The organism is Cupriavidus basilensis (assembly GCF_029335485.1).
Lineage (GTDB): Bacteria > Pseudomonadota > Gammaproteobacteria > Burkholderiales > Burkholderiaceae > Cupriavidus > Cupriavidus basilensis_E.
The window spans coordinates 1-17,593 of sequence record NZ_JARJLM010000363.1 but is presented as its reverse complement, the minus strand read 5'-3'; the positions used below and the strand labels follow the sequence as shown (position 1 = coordinate 17,593).

Here is a 17,593-nt window from a genome sequence, read left to right as displayed (position 1 = left end):
CGTCATATTGGCGTTCTTGGCGAGGCGGCCGAGGCGCTCGCGCTCCGACTTGATGAAGGCGATAAAACTCTCCTGCGACCCGCCCGCAGGCTCGATGCCGTTGGGGATCAGGCGCTCGCGTGTTTCCTGCGTCTGCATCGCGGCGCTCATCTCGGCGTTCATCTTCTTGAGGATGGCCGGGTCCGTGCCCTTGGGCGCGAAGACGCCGGCCCAGTGGCCGATGCGCACTTCGGGCATGCCCTGCTCGGCGGTGGTCGGGATGTTGGGCGCCGCGCTCATGCGCTTGTCCCAGGTGGCGCCCAGCGCCTTGAGCTTGCCGGCCTTGATATTGGGCAGCACCACCACGCTTGCCTCCGAGGTGGCCGTGACCTGGTTGCCGATCACCGCGGTGATGCTTTCCGAGCCGCTCTTGTATGGCACCACGGTCATCACCGCGCCTTTTTCCTTGAGCATCTCTTCGACGAAGTGCGGCGTGCTGCCGCTGCCGGCGGTAGCGAAGTTGGCGCCAGCCGTGCCTTGCTTTCTGGAGTACTCGACCAGTTCCTTCAGGTTGTTCACGGGCAAAGAAGGCGATACCACGATCACCGACGGGCTCACCGCGATCAGCGAAACCGGCACCAGGTCGTCGGGCGCATAGGGCATCTTGCTGCGGATCAGGCCGTTGGTGACCGTGCCCACCGCCCCGATCAGGAAGGTGTAGCCATCCGGCTTGCTCTTGGCCACGTAGTCCGCGCCGATCACGCCGCCCGCCCCGGGACGGTTCTCGATCACCACGGTCTGGCCGAGCCGCTTGCCGACCGCATCGGCGGCGGCGCGCGCCACCAGGTCGTTGGCGCCGCCGGCGGTGAACGGCACGACGAACTTGATCATGTGTGCCGGCCAGGCATCCGCGGCGTACGCGGGCATGGCGAAGGCGGCGAACAGGGCGGGAACGGCGAGGGCCAGCGCGCGGCTGGTGGCGGGAATACGCATGGTTGTCTCCATTGGCTGTTTTGGGCGCCGGGCGGCAGATCAGATCGGACCGCCGCTACGGCGAGCGACCGATGATAACCAGCCAAGCTGTCAATTCGCTGAACCCGCGACGGTGCGGCCTTCGCCGGCGCTCACTGCTCTGCCGTGCTCTGCTGTGCGAGCCAGTTGCGGAACAGCCGCGCCGCCGCGCCCTCCGCGCGGGCCTGGGGCCACACTGCGTAGTAGCCGCCGCCCAGCGTCGCGCTCGCTTCGCTGGCGCGCACCAGGAGCCGCTCGCGCAGGCAGCGGTCGATCATATGGCGCCACCCCAGGGCGATGCCCTGGCCTTCCATCGCGAGTTGCAGCAGGATGGGGTACTGGTTGGCCACCAGCTTGCGGGGCGCGCGCGCGTCGGCCACGCCGTTCCGGGCCAGCCAGGTCTGCCACGACATCCACTGGCGCTGCCCGTCCTCCAGCGTCAGCAAGGTCTCGCCAGCGAGCTCGGCCGGCGCGAGCTGCCGCCCGCCCAGGTAGTGCGGCGCGCAGACCGGGAAGACCTCTTCGTCATACAGGCGGCGCGAGGCCAGTCCCGGGGGCGGGCCCTCGCGCAGGTAGTACATGCCCACGTCGAACTCGGCCGGCGCCAACGAAGCCAGGCTATCGTTGACGAGCAGGCGCAGGTGAACGTCGGGATGCGCGGCGCGGAATGCCGGCAGCCTGGGCGTGAGCCAGAGCACCGCCACGCCGGAAGAGCACGCCACCGTCAGCTCGCCATGACCCTTGCGCTTCATCACGTCCTCGGTCGCCTCGGCGCATGCCGCGAGCAGGCGCTGCACTTCCTCGGCATAGGCCTGGCCGCTCACGGTCAGGCGCAGTGCGCGCGGCTCGCGGATGAAGAGCTTCTTGCCGAGGAAGTGCTCGAGCTGCGCAACCTGCCGGCTGATGGCGCTCTGCGTCAGGTGGAGCTCGCTGGCGGCGCGGGTGAAGCTGCCATGCCGCATGGCGGACTCGAATGCGACCAGGCAGGGCAGGGGAGGAAGGGGCGAGATGCGCATGGCGGCGGGGGACGGTTTAGCCACCATGATAGTCCGCGGGCGTTGGCCTATCCTGCCGGCTTCGTCCGGCTACCTGATGACTCAGGCCGGCTGACGATGCAGGCGTCCTGCCTGCATCACCATCGCCAGGTGCCTGCCCTGGCCGCCGAGCAGGCCGATGTCCGCCAGCGGATTGCCATCCACGGCGATCAGGTCGGCCAGCGCGCCGGCGCGAACTGTCCCGAGTTCGCCCTCGCGCTGCAGGATGGCAGCAGCGATCGAAGTCGCGCTGCGGATCGCTTCCAGGTTGCCCAGCAGTTCGGCGCGAATGCGGAACTCGTCCGACTGATCCTGGTGCATCTCGCCCAGCAGGTCGGAACCGAAGCCCATCGGCACGCCGGCCTCGGCATAGATGGCAAGCGAGTCGCGCCCGGCCTGGCGCACCGTCCCGATCTTGGCTACCGACTCGGCCGGCAGGCCCAGGCGCGCGCCGTCGCGGGCGAGCGACTCGTAGGTGACAAGGGTGGGCACCACGAAGGCGCCATGCTCGCGCATCACGCGGGCGGCTGCGCGGTCGACCAGGTTGCCGTGCTCGATGGTGCGCACGCCGCAACGCACCGCGCGCGCGATGGCGCGGCCCGTGTAGGCGTGCGCCATGACATAAGTCTGGGCCGCCTCGGCCTCGGCGACGATGGCGCGGATCTCGTCCTCGCTGTACTGCGTATTGCCGATCGGGTCGGTGGGCGAGGCCACGCCGCCGGACGCCATGATCTTGATCTGGCTGGCTCCCTTCTGGATCTCTTCGCGCACTGCCAGGCGCACCGCCTCGACGCCATCGGCCACACGGGCGATGGCGCCGGCGCGGAAGGCGCACGAGCATGGCTCCAATACGTCGGCGCGCGGACGGAAGTCGCCGTGCCCGCCGGTCTGCGACAGCGCCTTGCCGGACGGGAAAATGCGCGGCCCCGGCACCAGGCCGGATTCGATCGCCTGCGACAGGCCCCAGTCGGCGCCGCCCGCATCGCGCACGGTGGTGAAGCCGCGCTCGAGCATGGCCTTCATGATCGGCATGGCGCGGAACGCCACCAGGATATTGGGCTGCACCGCATTCAGGCCGAGATTGGCAAGCGACGCCAGCACGTGCACATGGCAGTCGATCAGTCCGGGCATCACGGTCTTGCCGGTCATGTCGAACCGTTGCGCGGCGGGTGCGTGGACCGGTGTGGCGGACACCTCGACGATGCGGTCGCCCTCGATCAGGACATCGTGGCGTTGCAGGACACTGCCGTGGGCGGGATCTAGGACGTTGCCGCCCTTGAGGAGGATCTGTTTCATGCGGGAGACGGCAAAGGCCGGGACTAGACGGGTTGGGTGGCTCGGATGGCTCGCGTGGATTGCAGGTAGGCCGGCTCGCGCACCAGGCGCGTGCCGGCCAGGCTGATGGCGGCGGCGAACATCACATAGATTGCGGGCGCCATGGTGCTGCCCGTGCTGGCGATCAGCCAGGTGATGATGAAGGAGGCGAAGCCGCCGAAGATGGTGACCGCCAGGTTGTAGGCGACCGACAAGCCGGTCGACAGCACCTTGGCCGGGAACAGTTCGGAGAACGCTGCCAGGATGGGGCCGGTGTAGGTGGCGATCAGCACGCCGAACACCAGCTGGAAGCTCACCAGCGAGGCCAGGCCCGGCATCCGGTTGATATAGACGAACATGGGGTAGGCCAGCAGCAGGATCAGCAGTGCCGAGCCCGAGAGCAGCACGCGGCGGCCGATGCGGTCGGCCAGCTGCCCGACCAGCGGTGAACACACCATGATGGCCAGGCCGCCCACCATGCCGGCGATAAAGCCGGTCGACTGCGGCACATGGAGCACTTTGACCGAGTAGGTCGGCATATAGAACAGCAGCACATAGGTGCAGACCGTCCACAGGATCACCATCGAGAAGCTGGCCGCGGTCTGGCGCGGATAGTCGCGCAGCACTTCGGCCAGCGGCGAGTCGGACTTCTCGGCCGCTTCGCGGAAAGCCGGCGTCTCGTCGAGGTGATGGCGGATGTAGTAGCCCACCGGCCCGATCACGATGCCCAGCAGGAAGGGCAGGCGCCATCCCCAGCTATCGAGGGCCTCCGTACTCAGTGCCGAGGTCACGAAGGTACCGACCGCGGCGCCCAGCAGCACTGCCACGCCGATGCTGGCCTGGATCCAGCTCGAGTAGTAGGCGCGCCGCTCGACGGGCGCGTATTCGGTCAGGAAGGCGGTGGCCCCGCCCATCTCGCCGCCGGCGGAGAATCCCTGCAGCAGGCGCGCCACCACGATCAGCAGCGGTGCGAATAGGCCGATCTGTTCGTAGGTGGGCGCAAGGCCGATCATGGTGGTGCCCAGCGCCATCAGCAGGATGGTCAGCGACAGTGCCGCCCTGCGACCCACGCGGTCGGCGTATACCCCGAGGATGATGCCGCCGACCGGCCGCATGAAGAATCCCACGCCGAAGGTGGCAACCGCCAGCAGGAGCGAGGACAGGTCGTCGCCGGTGGGAAAGAAGCGCTTCGCGATGATGACCGCGAAGAAGCTGTAGACGGTGAAATCGAACCACTCGAGACCGTTGCCGATCACGGTGGCGACGATGGCGCGGCGGCGTTGCGAGCCGCTGACGATCGGTGGCGCTTCTGGGCGGGCGCTTGCTGGCATGGCTTCCTCCTGGTTGGCGGGTCCGGTGCGCTGGCCACATTGATGCCGGGTCGGCGTGGCAGCGCCGCCCGGCGCGGCCGGGAGAGAGCGCGGCGCACGGCAGGTAAGGCCGATGTTAGAAGGAGCGCCGCCGGGCCGAAAACGAATTCTGCGCATGCCGTCATGCGAGCAGCGCATGGCAGCCGGCGGGTCAGGTGCCTGGCCGGACAGGAAGGCGGCGGTGGCGGGGGTGATGCTGCGGCGAGGGGCTGCCGGTAGCGGCAAGGGTGCGCTGCGCCAGGACAGGCAGTGGGGGAAGAGGCGCAGGGGCAGCCAGGTGGTCATGGGCCGATGTGCCCAAGTGATGGTGCCGGTGCCGGCACCGGCACCGTTCGCGCTGGCGGCCTAGCGTTCGCGCTCCCAGGTCTGGGTGCGTCCCAGCAGGCTGATGCCGATGTAGCCGCGCACGTTGAGCCTGTTGCCGTCCTCCGCCAGCGACATCTTGGTCTTGTAGACCTTGCCGCTTTCCGGGTCGAGGATCTCGCCGCCGCTCCATTCGTTGTCGCCGGTCTTGCGCAGCCCGGTGATGATGGTCATGCCCATGATCGGCTGGTCGCGGCGCGAGTCGGTGCACTTCTCGCACACCTTGGGCTTGCCGTCGCTTTCGACGAAGCTCTTGACGAGCTTGCCGCTGTAGACGCCATTGCGCTCGCTGATCTCCACCAGGCCGCGGGGCTTGCCGGTGGTGTCGTCGATGGTCTTCCATGCGCCGCTCGGCGTGGCCTGGGCCAGCGCCGCGGTGCTACCCAGCAGCGCGCCGGCGAGCACCGTGATGCGTACCGCCATGCTGGCGGTGCGTGCGATGGAGCGGGGGGCAGTAAAGTGCATCGGAATCTCCTCTTCAAGTTGGTGCGCGCTTGAGCGCAGTGCCATGGTGGCGCCGCGTGATGGCCGATCGCTCTGCAGGTTCGGCCGGCCGGTAGCGCGGGTACGCCAATCTACTGGCGATGGGCTCGCGCCGCAATCGGCAGGTGATGTTTGCGTACGCACCAAAGCTGCGTCCGTTGCGCACCGGAAACCGGCGTGGCTGCTGGCCAAAGGCGTATTTTGTCATGCAGCAATTTGTCCACCGGCGGTGGCCCGAAGCAATCCTCTAGGCGTTCGTTTCAAGTGGCGCCGCCAGCGTGCCGGTGCGTGCGGCGTTGCCCGTCTGAGGTCGGGCGAAGGGGGCACCGCGACTGCCGCGCTTCGTGGCGTATGGGGAGACCAGTGTCGAGCCCGTATCGGACTGGCGCCCGGCGTCGCCATCGTGCTGCGAGCGAGCGCTTGGTCGGTCGGCCGGTCGTCGCGCGGCGGAGCATCGTTGCCTTCGCGATGCGCGAGCCGGACCGGCGGATAGCACTTGCCGAAGCGCATCGCCCGCTGCGTGCATTCGGTCGCGTGGCACTCGGGCCGACGGCGCGCCACCAGCGTCGGGCCGCAGTGAAGGCTTGCCATCGGACGCCTCGCGTCGTCGTCGCTGCGCAAAGCACCGCGAGGCAGTGCAAGCGCGTCGCCAGAGCACGCATGCCGCGGTGACGATGCGCAAAGCGTTGCGCCGGCGCATCACTGTTCGCGTAGTGCGTGAGCGCATGTCTCGTGCTTCGCTGCTCGTCTCGCCGCGCTTTGCGTAGCGACGTCGACGCAGACCTTCACGGCATCGCTGCCGCTGCATCGGCGGCCGCCGCTTGCAGCCGGGCGCAGCGTGCGAGGACGAAGGCGCAACGCGTGCTCGCGCTCGCTAGACGGAAATTTCTGCCTGCCCGCAAAGCCTTTGCGCATGCGGGTTTCCGGTTTTCCGGAAGCGATGTGGAGGACGCTGGCGAAGCGTGCCGGACACATGCGGGCAGCGCGGCTTGCGCGAAGAGAATCGCGCATGCCGACCCGTCGCTTCGTGCTCGCGCGCTGCGTATTTTTTTACTGCTGGCGTGCCCGCGCGCAGCGATCCGAGCGAGCGAGGGACACGATGAGAGCGCATCGCGCGCATGCAAGGACGAGGGGAGTGGAGTGCGATCACGGCGATGAAGACGCTGTCATGCTTGCGCGCAAGTTTTTTTGCACTTTTTTCTTAACATCGCCCAACAAACGAATTATGATTCGCCTTGACAAGAGTCTCACTTCATTGCATGGCTGCGTGGCAAGCAAGACAGCAAGATGGAACGATGAGGTTGGACGTGATGCCGAACGATGAGCACCCCAGCTTCAATGCAATGAATCAGGTAGCTCAGGAGCACTAGAACTTTGACGCAGACCAAGCCGTACTGGTTTTCTAAAACGCGTGCAGTCTCCTTTGGCCCAGTAACGGGATGGGCGAACTACCCCCAAACGAATGCCGTACGTGGTGCGCGTGGCTTTGCCCGCATCGCTGAAATGCCGGTCGATATCTCTTCTTTTCATGCCGCGCGCCGATCCGGCGGATGGCGCGGGCAGATCGAATATTCCAGGGCGCGGCAAGCGTCAGAAGCCCGGCTGCGGGCTCCGCTTGGCCACATTCGCACCGCGCGCCGCGGTGCCCCTGCCACCGAATTCATTAGCGTGCGGCCACAACGGTGCCGTGCGCCGATGAATCGCTCGCTCGACTGGGGTCGCACGGTTGTATCGCGCCTCGGGTCGGTCGGGTCGCCAACTTAGGTCATTCGATATTCACTCTCTAGTGAAGGAGTTATCCATGGCAACGACTGCAAAGAAGAAACCGGCGGCTAAGAAGGCCGCTGCCAAGCCGGCCGCCAAGAAGGCCGCCGCTCCGGCCAAGAAGGCCGCAGTGAAGAAGGTCGCCGCCAAGAAGGCAGCACCGGCCAAGAAAGCTGCGCCGGCCAAGAAGGCTGCAGTGAAGAAGGTCGCCGCCAAGAAGGTTGTAGCGAAGAAGGCTGCAGCACCGGCCAAGAAGGCAGCGGCTCCGGCGAAGAAGGCCGCGGCCAAGAAGGTCGTAGCGAAGAAGGCCGCAGCACCGGCCAAGAAAGCCGCAGCCAAGAAGGTTGTAGCGAAGAAGGCCGCAGCACCGGCCAAGAAGGTTGCCGCCAAGAAGGCCGCACCGGCCAAGAAGGCTGCACCGGCGAAGAAGGCCGCCGCTGCCAAGAAGGCCGCACCGGCGAAGAAGGCCGCTGCTGCCAAGAAGGCTCCGGCCAAGAAGGCTGCCGCCAAGAAGGCTGCGCCTGCTGCCAAGCCTGCCGCTGCTCCTGCCGTTGCACCCGCTGCAGCTGCCAAGACCGCGCTGAACCCGGCTGCGGCATGGCCCTTCCCGACGGGCACCCGTCCGTAAGGTGCCATTGACGGCTTTCGCTGGGAATCGCCAAGGCACGCATCGCGTGTCGCACTGATCGGATACGGCGTATCCGGTCCGCAAGACGCCAGTCTTGCCAACCCGCCGACGGTGAAAGCCCGGCGGGTTTTTTCATGGACGCATGGACATTCGGCAAGCCTGGGAGAGACAGATGGCAGCATGGTGCCGCAGGGGCAAGGGCACGCAGCAGGATGAGATCGTGGTGATGGTGCACGTGCAGCCGGGCGCCAAGGTCACTGCGGCGGCGGGCGAGTATGACGGCGTGCTGAAGGTCCGGTTGGCGGCGCCGCCCGTGGACGGCAAGGCCAACGAGGCCCTGTGCCAGTGGCTCGCTGCCGCGCTGGGCCTGCCGCGCCGTTCGGTCAGCCTGAAGAGCGGCCAGACTTCCCGGCGCAAGACCCTGGTGCTGGCAGCAGCGGGACGCGATCCCGATGCGGTGGCGGCGGTGTTATTGGCAACCGGAGGCTGAGCAGGCTGGCGTGCCTTCGGAGGGGGGGCGGCGGGCCCTCAGATGGCCCTCAGATGGCCTCTCGGGCAGGCACGCAGGGCGAGGCTTGCCTCTGCGGCGTGGATGCGGCCGAGACGGTTCCAGGGTGCTGCAGGAGCCGTCAGGGTGGGCTCAGGCACAGCTCCGCGCGCTGCCGGGATCGCCAGAAAAAAACGCCGCCCCCGTGAAGGAGGCGGCGCTCTGGCGGGATGCTGCCGCGGCGCGAACCGCGTTGGCCCGCTTGGCCTAGTGCGTGACCCGGGTCGTGCCGCCGGACGACAGCAGGCGCACGCGTTCGCCCGGGCGGAAGGCCTCGTCGGCATCCTGCACGATGGCGCGCATGTCGCCGTTGTCGAGCCTGACAGTGATTTCCAGGCCGCGCCGCTGGCTGATCTTGTTCTCGGCCATGCTGCCGGCGATGCCGCCCAGCACCGCGCCGAGTACCCCCGCCGCCACCGAACCGCCGCCGTTGCCGATGGTGCTGCCGGCGGCGATGCCGCCGATGGCGCCACCGGCGATGGTGCCGGCACCGGTCTGCTCGCCCTGGATCAGCACCTCGCGCACGGTCTCGACCACGCCGAAGCGCAAGGTCTGCTCGCGTTGCGCCTGGCCGGGCGTATAGATGCTGGCGGAATTCGACTGGGCGGCGCAGCCGGCCACCAGGGTGGCGGCCGCGGCAAGCGCGAGGGCGCTGGTGCGGATCAGGGTATGCATAGGATCAATCCCGTCAAAAGGTATTCAGAACGTATTATTCGTAGCGGTAGCCAAAAGCCGACTGGAAGCGTTGACCGATTTCGTCGCGCGACGGCTTGTGGTTCTGCGGACCCTGGTGCGCGATCTTGATGGAGCCCATCAGGCTGGCAAGCCGGCCGGTGGTTTCCCAGTCGAAGCCTTGCTCGATACCGTACAGCAGGCCGCCACGGAACGCATCGCCGCAGCCGGTGGGGTCGACGATCCGATCCGGCTTCACGGCGGCGATATTGTACTGCTGGCCGCCGGCAAAGACGCTGGCGCCACGTTCGCCATGGGTCACGATGAAGGCGCGCACCTGCGCGGCAACTTCCTCGCTGGTCCAGCCGGTACGCGACAACAGGATCTGCGCTTCGTAGTCATTGACCGTCACGTAGCTGGCGAGTTCAACGAACTGGCGCAGATCGTCGCCGTTGAACAACGGCATCGCCTGACCAAGATCGAAGATGAAAGGCACGCCGGCGTCGGCGAACTGGCGGGCGTGGTGCAGCATGCCTTCGCGGCTGTCGGGGGCGACGATGCCCAGGCCGGGTGCCTTGTCGCCGCCAAGTGCGTCCTGCACATGCGACAGCTGCGACTGGTTCATCGCACCGGGGTGGAACGCGGTGATCTGGTTATTGTCCAGGTCGGTGGTGATCATGGCCTGCGCGGTATAGGTATCGGGCAGGGTGCGGATATGCTCGGTGCTGATGCCGAGCGCGCGCAGGTATTGCAGGTAGGGCTCGGCATCGGCGCCCACGGTCGCCATGACCACCGGCTCGCCGCCCAGCAGCTTGAGGGTGTAGGCGATGTTGCCGGCGCAGCCGCCATACTCGCGGCGCATGGCCGGGACCAGGAAGGACACGTTCAGCATGTGGATCTGGTCGGGCAGGATATGTTCGCGGAAGCGCCCTTCGAACGTCATGATGGTGTCGTAGGCGACGGAGCCACAGATCAGGCTGGACATGCTCTCTCCAAGAATCTTGCAATGCTGTGCGACTGGGCCGATTGGCCCGGGCGCGGCGCTCAGGGCCGGCGCCCTCTGAATGAAAACGGCCACCCGTGGGGCCGGGTGGCCGCACCTGGCTGGTGGCGCGCTTACTTCAATGCGGCCAGAGCGGCATCGTAGTCGGGCTCGTTCTTGATCTCCGAAACCAGTTCGCTGTATTTCACGGTGTCGTTCTCGTCGAGCACCACCACGGCGCGCGCGGTCACGCCGGCGAGCGGCCCGGTCTTGACGTCCACGCCGTAGTTGCCCTTGAAGTCGGCGCCGCGCATCAGCGACAGCGGCACCACATTGGCCAGGCCTTCGGCGGTGCAGAAGCGGCCCATGGCGAACGGCAGGTCGGCCGAGATGGTCAGCACGACGGTGTTGGCGAGGCCGCTGGCGGCTTCATTGAACTTGCGTGCCGAAGCCTGGCAAACCGGGGTGTCCAGGCTCGGGACGATATTGAGCACCTTGCGCTTGCCGGCGAAATCGGCCAGCGTGACGTCCTTCAGATCCTTGCCGACCAGCGAGAATGCGGGGGCCTTGTCGCCGGCTTGCGGAAACTTGCCGCCGACTTCGATGGCGTTGCCGCCGAGGGTGACGTTGCTCATATGTGCTCCTGTGAGATGCGGGTTCGCGAATCGGGGGCGCCCGGGATGAGCGGCGAACCCGTGTGAAATTCAGGGGTAGAAGATCAGCACGCGGTAGTTTGCCGCCGCCTGCTGCGAACGGAATCGTACCCGAAGCGGGAGCTCCGTGCCCGCCCGCAGGCCGTGGATGGCAAAGGCCTGCTGATCCGCCTCCAGATAATCGGCAGGTTGCAGCACGCGGCGCAACAGCAACTGGTCCTGCAGGTCGGTCATGACCAGCTCGATGGCCGGCAGCGCCACCGTCGCCCGGCCCTGGTTGCGCAGGGTGACGGCAAGCAGGTAGGCATCGGAATCCTCATCCTGCTTCTGCAGTTGGGAGCTTTCGATACGCAGGGCGTCGATGTCGCGCCACGGCGCGACATCGCATCGGAGCGGCGCGCAGATCGCCTCGAAGGCGGGGCGCAGCACGGGGAGGCGGCCGGCCAGCTGGCTGCGTGCCAGGTAGGTGCCTTGCGCCAGCGCCGCAATCGCCAGCAATCCGATCGCCAGCCGCAGCAGCACGCGCCGGCGCCTGGCGGGCCCGGGATCGCGCTCGCGCGCGTGGCGCAGGAAGTCGGGGGCAAACACCGGCGCCGCCGTGGGGGTGCCGGTGCGTGTCCACGGGTGTGAGGCCTGCTCGTGCGCGATGGCGGCGGGAATGTCGGGGAAATCGTCCTGCGCCTCGGCGCGCAGGTAGCCGCTCGCGCTGGGAACGGCCGCCGCTTCGGCGCCAGCCGGGGCACGGCCTGTAGTGGCAGTCTCGGATGCGTTCGCGGCATTGCCCGGCTCGGCCAGCTCCGCCGCGTCCGCCATGCCGGCCGTGTGCGTGGTGTCGCTGCCCGCCAGCGGATCGCCGGCAAGGGTGTTGAGGTCCAGGCGCGGCCAGGAGACTGTCTCCGGAGCGGCGGGCGCGGCATGGCTGCCGGCAGGGGTATCCGCTGCGCCAGCCGCCGCAGCTTCGACGGTGCCATCAGTGCCCTCGTCCTCCGCGTCCACGATGCCGGGCACGAACACCGCGGATGGCTCATCCTCGCCATCATGGGCGGCAAAGTCTTCCGGCTCCGCCGGATGCCCGGCGGCCTGTGCAGCCTGATCCGCCTCCGCCTGCGTCTGGTACAGCATCACGGTGGGCGCATCGAGCGCCGGTACATCGTAGCCGGGGTCGTAGCCAGGGTCGAAAGCGGGGATGGCCGGGCGGGCGTCGTCGGGCTCTTGCGCCTCGTCCTGCGTGGTTTCCTGCGCGGCAGGAGGGGCGTCGGCGGCATGCTTGCCGTGCGCTTCAGGCAGGGGTGTCTCGGCGCGGGATGGGGCGCGAGGGACTGCCGGCGTATCGGCCTGGATGGTCTCGCCGACGCCTTCCCGTTGCGGTCTCTCGTCCGGCGCGGCAGGGGCAGCCGTGCTCGCTGCCGCCTGCGCGGCGGGCTCTGGGCCGCCGGCCGGCGCCGGCAATTCGATCAGGTGTTCGCGTGCGTCGAAGACGGTGTCGCACTGGCCGCAGCGGACCAGGCCCTGGCGCAGCCGCAACTGATCCGCTACCAGCCGGAACGCCGTGCGGCAGGCCGGGCAACGCGTGACGAGCTTGGCTGCGGCCATCGGCTGGGCTCAGTGCTGGGTGCCGGGGCCTTCACCGCGGGTGCCGTGCAGGCACACCCAGCCTTCCTCGCTGCGCCAGACCGACAGGGGCAGCCAGGGCGCATAGGCGGCGGCCACTTCATCGGCCTGCCGCTCCAGCACGCCCGACAGCACCAGCCGCCCGCCCGGGCGGACCCGCGCGCTCAGCATGGCCGCCATCAGCTTCAGCGGGTTGGAGAGGATATTGGCGACAACGAGGTCGTAGCTGGATTCGGACACGGTTTCCGGCAGCGCGAACGTGGCCTCCACGTGATTGCGCTCGGCGTTATAGCGCGAGGCTTCCACCGCGTTGGGGTCGATATCGATGCCGAGCGTGTCGCCGGCGCCGAGCTTGCGCGCGACGATGGCGAGGATGCCCGAGCCGCAGCCGTAGTCGAGCACCGATTCGCCCGCCTTGATGTTCTGTTCCAGCCACTGCATGCACAGCCGCGTGGTCGGATGGCTGCCGGTACCGAAGGCAAGGCCCGGGTCCAGCTCCAGCACCACCGCGTCGGGCTCCGGCGCCTCGTGCCATGATGGCACCACCCAGATGCGCTCGCCGATGCGGATCGGCGCGAACTGGGATTGCGTCAGGCGCACCCAGTCCTGGTCCTCGACCGGGCGCAACTGGTACGCCGGCACCGGGTCGACACCCAGCGCATTGGCGGCCGCGGCCACCACCAGCACGGGATCGGCGCTGTCGTCGAACAGCGCCACCACGCGCGAGCGGTTCCATGCGAGGCGGGTCGGCTCCAGGCCGGGCTCGCCGAACAGCGGCTGCTCGTCGGGCGTATCGGCATCGGCGTCTTCCACCGAGACCGACAACGCGCCGAGGTCAAACAGTGCGTCGGACCAGGCTTCTGCCTGGTCTTGTGCGATTTCGATCACACATTCCTGAAATGCCACAGGTGATCCTTGTCGGTCCGTGATTGCTGGCCGCGCCGGCTTCAGAGCTTGCCGCCCTTGGCCACGGTCTTCTGGGCCAGGCGGTGCTCGAGATAGTGGATGCTGGTGCCGCCTTCGACGAAGTTGGCATCGAGCATCAGCTCGCGGTGCAGCGGTACGTTGGTCTGGATGCCGTCCACCACCATTTCCGACAGCGCGATCCGCATGCGGGCGATGGCCTGCTCGCGGGTCGCGCCGTAGGTGATGATCTTGCCGATCATCGAATCATAGTTGGGCGGCACGAAGTAGCCATCATACGCGTGCGAGTCGACCCGCACGCCGGGACCGCCGGGCATGTGCCACGCGGTGATGCGGCCGGGCGACGGCGTGAACTTGAACGGGTCCTCGGCGTTGATACGGCATTCGATGGCGTGGCCGCGCAGCTGCACGTCCTTCTGGCGCCAGCGCAGCTTCTCGCCGAAGGCGATGCGGATCTGTTCCTGGACGATGTCGATGCCGGTGATCATCTCGGTGACCGGATGCTCGACCTGCACGCGCGTGTTCATCTCGATGAAGTAGAACTCGTTGTTCTCGTACAGGAACTCGAACGTGCCGGCGCCACGGTAGCCGATCTTCTTGCACGCTTCGGCGCAGCGATCGCCGATACGCTCGATCAGGCGGCGCGGGATGTGCGGTGCGGGCGCTTCCTCGATCACCTTCTGGTGGCGGCGCTGCATCGAGCAGTCGCGCTCGCCCAGCCAGATTGCCTGGCGGTGCTGGTCGGCCAGGATCTGGATCTCGACGTGCCGGGGGTTCTCCAGGAATTTCTCCATGTAGACCTCCGGGTTGCCGAAGGCACGGCCGGCTTCCTCGCGCGTCATGTTGACCGCGTTGACCAGGGCGGCCTCGGTGTGCACCACGCGCATGCCGCGGCCACCGCCGCCGCCTGCTGCCTTGATGATGACCGGATAGCCCACGGTGCGCGCGATGGCCAGGATTTCCTTCGGGTCTTCAGGCAGGGCACCTTCGGAGCCCGGCACGCACGGCACGCCGGACTTGATCATGGCCTGCTTGGCCGAGACCTTGTCGCCCATCAGGCGAATGCTCTCGGAGGTCGGGCCGATGAAGACGAAGCCGGATTTTTCCACGCGTTCGGCGAAGTCGGCGTTTTCCGACAGGAAGCCGTAGCCTGGATGGATCGCTTGCGAGTCGGTCACCTCGGCGGCCGAAATGATGGCCGGCATGTTGAGGTAGGACAGCGGCGACGGTGCCGGGCCGATACAGACGGCTTCGTCGGCCAGCTTGACGTATTTGGCTTCCTTGTCGGCTTCCGAATACACCACCACTGTCTTGATGCCGAGTTCGCGGCAGGCGCGCTGGATGCGAAGGGCGATTTCACCGCGGTTCGCGATCAGAATTTTTTCAAACATAGTCACTCTCTGCGAGGAGAAGGGCGGTCCCACCGCGGCGGATCGTGGCGCCCCCGGCGAGGCTGCCGGAGTGCGGGCGGGGGAGCTGGCACCGGGACGAGAAACGTCCGGTTGGCCGTCGCCGGCGCGGCTGGCCGGGTAATCCGGCGCAGGCTGCGGGCGGCGCGGCATGCCGATCAGTATCAGCCGATGATGAAGAGGGGCTGGCCGTATTCGACCGCCTGGCCGTTCTCGACCAGGATTTCCTTGATCACGCCGGCCTTGTCGGATTCGATCTCGTTGAGCAGCTTCATCGCTTCGATGATGCAGACGGTCTGGCCTTCCTTGACGGTGTCGCCCACGTTGACGAAGGCGGCGGCGCCCGGCGACGGTGCGCGATAGAAGGTGCCGACCATCGGCGAGGTCACGACATGGCCAGCCGGCAGTTGCGGCGCGGCCGGCTCGGCACCGGCGGCGGGCATCGCGACCGGCGCGGCGGCCGGAGGCAGTGCCTGCATCGGCTGCATGGCCATCGGCGCGGCGACCACCTGCGGCGGTGCCTTGACGATGCGTACCTTGCCTTCACCCTCGGTGACTTCCAGCTCGGAGATGCCGGACTCGGCCACCAGGTCGATCAGCGTCTTCAGCTTGCGCAGGTCCATCTTCTATCCTCCTGAATCGGGTTGTCCGGCGGCCGCCGCGCTGGCGGCTGCGTCCGGGGAAAACTCATGCGTCCGGCGTACCCCCTTCGTTTGCCGCCAGGGACAGCGGGTAGCGAGGGCAGGCGCCGGGGCGCGTTGTTGGTTGTTGATGAGAGCAAATGGGCGGGATCAGGCCGTTTGCGGCGCCTGCTCCTGCTCCTGCCCGAGGGCATAGTCCAGTGCCAGCAAATAGCCTCGCCAGCCCAATCCGCAGATCACCCCGACCGCCACATCGGAGAAAAAGGAGCGATGACGGAAGTCCTCGCGCCGATGCACGTTCGACAAATGAACCTCGACGAACGGTATCGCCACGCCGGCCAGGGCATCGCGCAACGCCACGCTGGTATGCGTGTAGGCAGCCGGATTGATGATGATGAAGTCGACCCCCTCGTCGCGCGCTGCATGAATACGATCAACCAGTGCGCCCTCATGGTTGGACTGGAACGTAGCCAGGGCGATGCCGGCCTGCCTCGCGCTTTGCGCAAGGGCCAGGTCGATATCGGCCAGTTTCGTGTGTCCATAGGTTTCCGGTTCGCGGGTGCCCAGCAGATTCAGGTTGGGACCGTGCAGGACCAGCACCTTGCGGTAGCGGGCAGAGCGGCGTTCGGGAGGCGTATCGGTCACGGCGACTCGACCATTTCAACGAAATTGCGCGGAGATTACCGTAGCTTAGAGTGATTTGTCTAGCGGCCCAGACATAAGCCGCGCCGAAACCAGCGGGGTTTCGGGGCTGACCCCGCACTTTTGTTGGCTTGGGCTGCAATCCAGCTGAGTTGCCTGAAGATCGGTTAAGGTTAGGCGAAAATCGACTCGGATCAACAATTTTATATCTAGCCGCGAGGCAGCGCGGTGCGCAACTCCTCGGGGGAAACCCTGCCCATCTTGCGATAGCTGACGGTGCCATCCGGTGCAATGATCACCGTATAGGGCAGTCCACCGGCCGCATTGCCAAAATTTCTCGACAGTTCCGTGCCAGCAAAACCCGCCACCGCCAGGGGATAGTTCACGGGCACTTTTTTGACGAACTGCTGGATATTAGTGGCTGAATCGATGCCGATGCCGACAAATTCCACCTTCCGCCCCGAGTATTCCTTGTGCAGGGCGGCCAGGTCGGGCATTTCCTCCACGCAGGGGCCGCACCAAGGCGCCCAGAAGTTCACCACCACCGTCTTGCCGCGGAACTGGCCCAGATCGATGGTGGACCCTGCCGGATCCGGCAACTGGGTGCGAAGGAATGTTTCCACGGCTGCGTCGGATGCGGGCTTGGGCGAGAACACATAGTGACTAGCCAGGGCGCCGGCGACAGTGGCGACGACGGCAACGGCTAGCCACAGCCAGAGGCGGCTGCGGCGGACGGGAGTGGCAGTGGAAGCGGTCATGTCAGCAGGAGGATGGCGGCTGATGGCAGGCAGGCTGGCCTGGAAGGGCTAAAAACGAAGTTGCGGGTGGTTCGCGGCGTCTTGCACGGCTTTCCGGCCAAAATGCGGGCCGGGCAAGCGCAGTGCCGTGGAATGCTCAGGCTGCCTCGGGCGTATCCGGTGCAGCCGCAGCGATCGCGTCGGCCGCCGCCGCCAGGGCCTGCACCGCGCCCAGGTCGGCGCGGGCAACCCGGCCGCCGGCATCCGCCCTGACCGCGCCGCGTTCATCATCCGCATCATACAGTGCTATATGGATACCCACCGGCTGGCCAAGTTCGGCGCGGATCTCGCCGGCCAGCAGCCGTGCCTCGCGCCGGGCGGGCCACTGGCCCTTCCACAGGAAGCTGAGCGTCTCGACCTCGCCGCGGCCGGCAAAGTGCCGGGTCTCGCTCGTGTCGAAATCGACCCCGGCGTTCAGCAAGTGCAGGGTGAGATCCTTGGGGCTGTCGCAGAAGCACTGCAGGTAGACGTCCGAATGCTCGGTGGCGGTGCCGTTGAGCACGGCGCCGGCCAGATAGGGGCGGAACTCGGCCAGATCGCGCATGGCGAGCACGGCAAGCTGGCGCAGCAATGCCAGGATGCGCGGCTGGCTCTCGGAATGGAACAGCGCCTGGTAGGCGCGGACCTCGGCCTCCACGGCCTCGTTGTCTGGAAGCCAGTCACCCGTCACGCGCACGTCGCCCAGCAACTGGCGCGCGGCCTTGCGCTTGGCCGTGGCGTAGTCGGTGCCGTCTTCCGCGATCATGCGGGCGGCGGCCTGGGCGATTTC

General features: G+C 67.2%; 18 protein-coding genes. 3 read left to right on the top strand and 15 right to left on the bottom strand.

The window, feature by feature from the left end:
• The 4 genes from P3W85_RS21855 to P3W85_RS21840 form a co-directional block, all read right to left on the bottom strand.
• Window positions 1-972 (bottom strand): Bug family tripartite tricarboxylate transporter substrate binding protein (locus P3W85_RS21855; protein ID WP_276266318.1); only part of this gene is annotated, 972 nt, incomplete at its 3' end.
• 131 nt (window positions 973-1,103) lie between these two features.
• The gene (locus P3W85_RS21850; RefSeq protein ID WP_276266319.1) at window positions 1,104-2,006 is read right to left on the bottom strand and encodes a LysR substrate-binding domain-containing protein; all 903 of its coding nucleotides are present in this window, start codon (window positions 2,004-2,006) and stop codon (window positions 1,104-1,106) included.
• An 81-nt stretch (window positions 2,007-2,087) separates the two neighbouring features.
• Window positions 2,088-3,320, bottom strand: a complete 1,233-nt coding sequence (locus P3W85_RS21845; protein ID WP_276266317.1) for a metal-dependent hydrolase family protein — start codon at window positions 3,318-3,320, stop codon at window positions 2,088-2,090.
• 23 nt (window positions 3,321-3,343) lie between these two features.
• Complete coding sequence (locus P3W85_RS21840) at window positions 3,344-4,669, bottom strand: MFS transporter (protein ID WP_017227414.1); 1,326 nt, start codon at window positions 4,667-4,669, stop codon at window positions 3,344-3,346.
• A gap of 154 nt (window positions 4,670-4,823) precedes the next feature.
• Between P3W85_RS21840 and P3W85_RS21835 the strand changes: the two genes are divergently transcribed.
• Window positions 4,824-5,057 (top strand): hypothetical protein, encoded by a 234-nt coding sequence (locus P3W85_RS21835; RefSeq protein WP_276266316.1) that lies wholly within the window; start codon window positions 4,824-4,826, stop codon window positions 5,055-5,057.
• On the opposite strand, the gene P3W85_RS21830 is transcribed toward P3W85_RS21835, so the two are convergent.
• The gene (locus P3W85_RS21830) at window positions 5,054-5,494 is read right to left on the bottom strand and encodes a DUF2147 domain-containing protein (RefSeq protein WP_430869591.1); all 441 of its coding nucleotides are present in this window, start codon (window positions 5,492-5,494) and stop codon (window positions 5,054-5,056) included. The two genes, P3W85_RS21835 and P3W85_RS21830, sit on opposite strands and share 4 nt — an antisense overlap.
• A 1,861-nt stretch (window positions 5,495-7,355) precedes the next feature.
• Between P3W85_RS21830 and P3W85_RS21825 the strand changes: the two genes are divergently transcribed.
• Together P3W85_RS21825 and P3W85_RS21820 are read left to right on the top strand one after the other, a co-directional pair.
• Window positions 7,356-7,946 carry a histone H1-like DNA-binding protein gene (locus tag P3W85_RS21825; protein ID WP_017227417.1) on the top strand — a complete coding sequence of 197 codons (591 nt, stop codon included), beginning with the start codon at window positions 7,356-7,358 and terminating at the stop codon, window positions 7,944-7,946.
• Window positions 7,947-8,118: 172 nt separating this feature from the next.
• Window positions 8,119-8,436, top strand: a complete 318-nt coding sequence (locus P3W85_RS21820) for a DUF167 domain-containing protein (protein ID WP_276266314.1) — start codon at window positions 8,119-8,121, stop codon at window positions 8,434-8,436.
• 264 nt (window positions 8,437-8,700) lie between these two features.
• On the opposite strand, the gene P3W85_RS21815 is transcribed toward P3W85_RS21820, so the two are convergent.
• The 10 genes from P3W85_RS21815 to P3W85_RS21770 all read right to left on the bottom strand — a co-directional run.
• Window positions 8,701-9,168: a membrane protein gene (locus tag P3W85_RS21815; RefSeq protein WP_017227419.1), complete on the bottom strand. Its 468-nt coding sequence runs from the start codon at window positions 9,166-9,168 to the stop codon at window positions 8,701-8,703.
• A 34-nt stretch (window positions 9,169-9,202) separates the two neighbouring features.
• Window positions 9,203-10,150, bottom strand: a complete 948-nt coding sequence (locus P3W85_RS21810) for a carbohydrate kinase family protein (protein ID WP_017227420.1) — start codon at window positions 10,148-10,150, stop codon at window positions 9,203-9,205.
• 131 nt (window positions 10,151-10,281) lie between these two features.
• Window positions 10,282-10,782, bottom strand: coding sequence for a thiol peroxidase (gene tpx, locus P3W85_RS21805; RefSeq protein ID WP_017227421.1), 501 nt, complete (start codon window positions 10,780-10,782; stop codon window positions 10,282-10,284).
• A 69-nt stretch (window positions 10,783-10,851) separates the two neighbouring features.
• A complete protein-coding gene (locus P3W85_RS21800) occupies window positions 10,852-12,393 on the bottom strand; it encodes a DUF3426 domain-containing protein (RefSeq protein WP_276266313.1) in 1,542 nt (513 codons plus the stop codon).
• A gap of 9 nt (window positions 12,394-12,402) precedes the next feature.
• Window positions 12,403-13,317 carry a 50S ribosomal protein L11 methyltransferase gene (prmA, locus tag P3W85_RS21795; RefSeq protein ID WP_276266312.1) on the bottom strand — a complete coding sequence of 305 codons (915 nt, stop codon included), beginning with the start codon at window positions 13,315-13,317 and terminating at the stop codon, window positions 12,403-12,405.
• 41 nt (window positions 13,318-13,358) lie between these two features.
• Window positions 13,359-14,726, bottom strand: coding sequence for an acetyl-CoA carboxylase biotin carboxylase subunit (gene accC / locus P3W85_RS21790; protein WP_017226128.1), 1,368 nt, complete (start codon window positions 14,724-14,726; stop codon window positions 13,359-13,361).
• Between the two features lie 182 nt (window positions 14,727-14,908).
• Window positions 14,909-15,367 (bottom strand): acetyl-CoA carboxylase biotin carboxyl carrier protein, encoded by a 459-nt coding sequence (gene accB, locus P3W85_RS21785; protein WP_276266311.1) that lies wholly within the window; start codon window positions 15,365-15,367, stop codon window positions 14,909-14,911.
• Between the two features lie 168 nt (window positions 15,368-15,535).
• Window positions 15,536-16,030, bottom strand: a complete 495-nt coding sequence (gene aroQ, locus P3W85_RS21780; protein WP_276266310.1) for a type II 3-dehydroquinate dehydratase — start codon at window positions 16,028-16,030, stop codon at window positions 15,536-15,538.
• Between the two features lie 206 nt (window positions 16,031-16,236).
• Window positions 16,237-16,785, bottom strand: a complete 549-nt coding sequence (locus P3W85_RS21775) for a TlpA family protein disulfide reductase (protein ID WP_035816452.1) — start codon at window positions 16,783-16,785, stop codon at window positions 16,237-16,239.
• 136 nt (window positions 16,786-16,921) lie between these two features.
• The coding region (locus tag P3W85_RS21770; protein ID WP_276266309.1) for a UDP-N-acetylmuramate--alanine ligase at window positions 16,922-17,593 on the bottom strand (672 nt) is incomplete at its 5' end.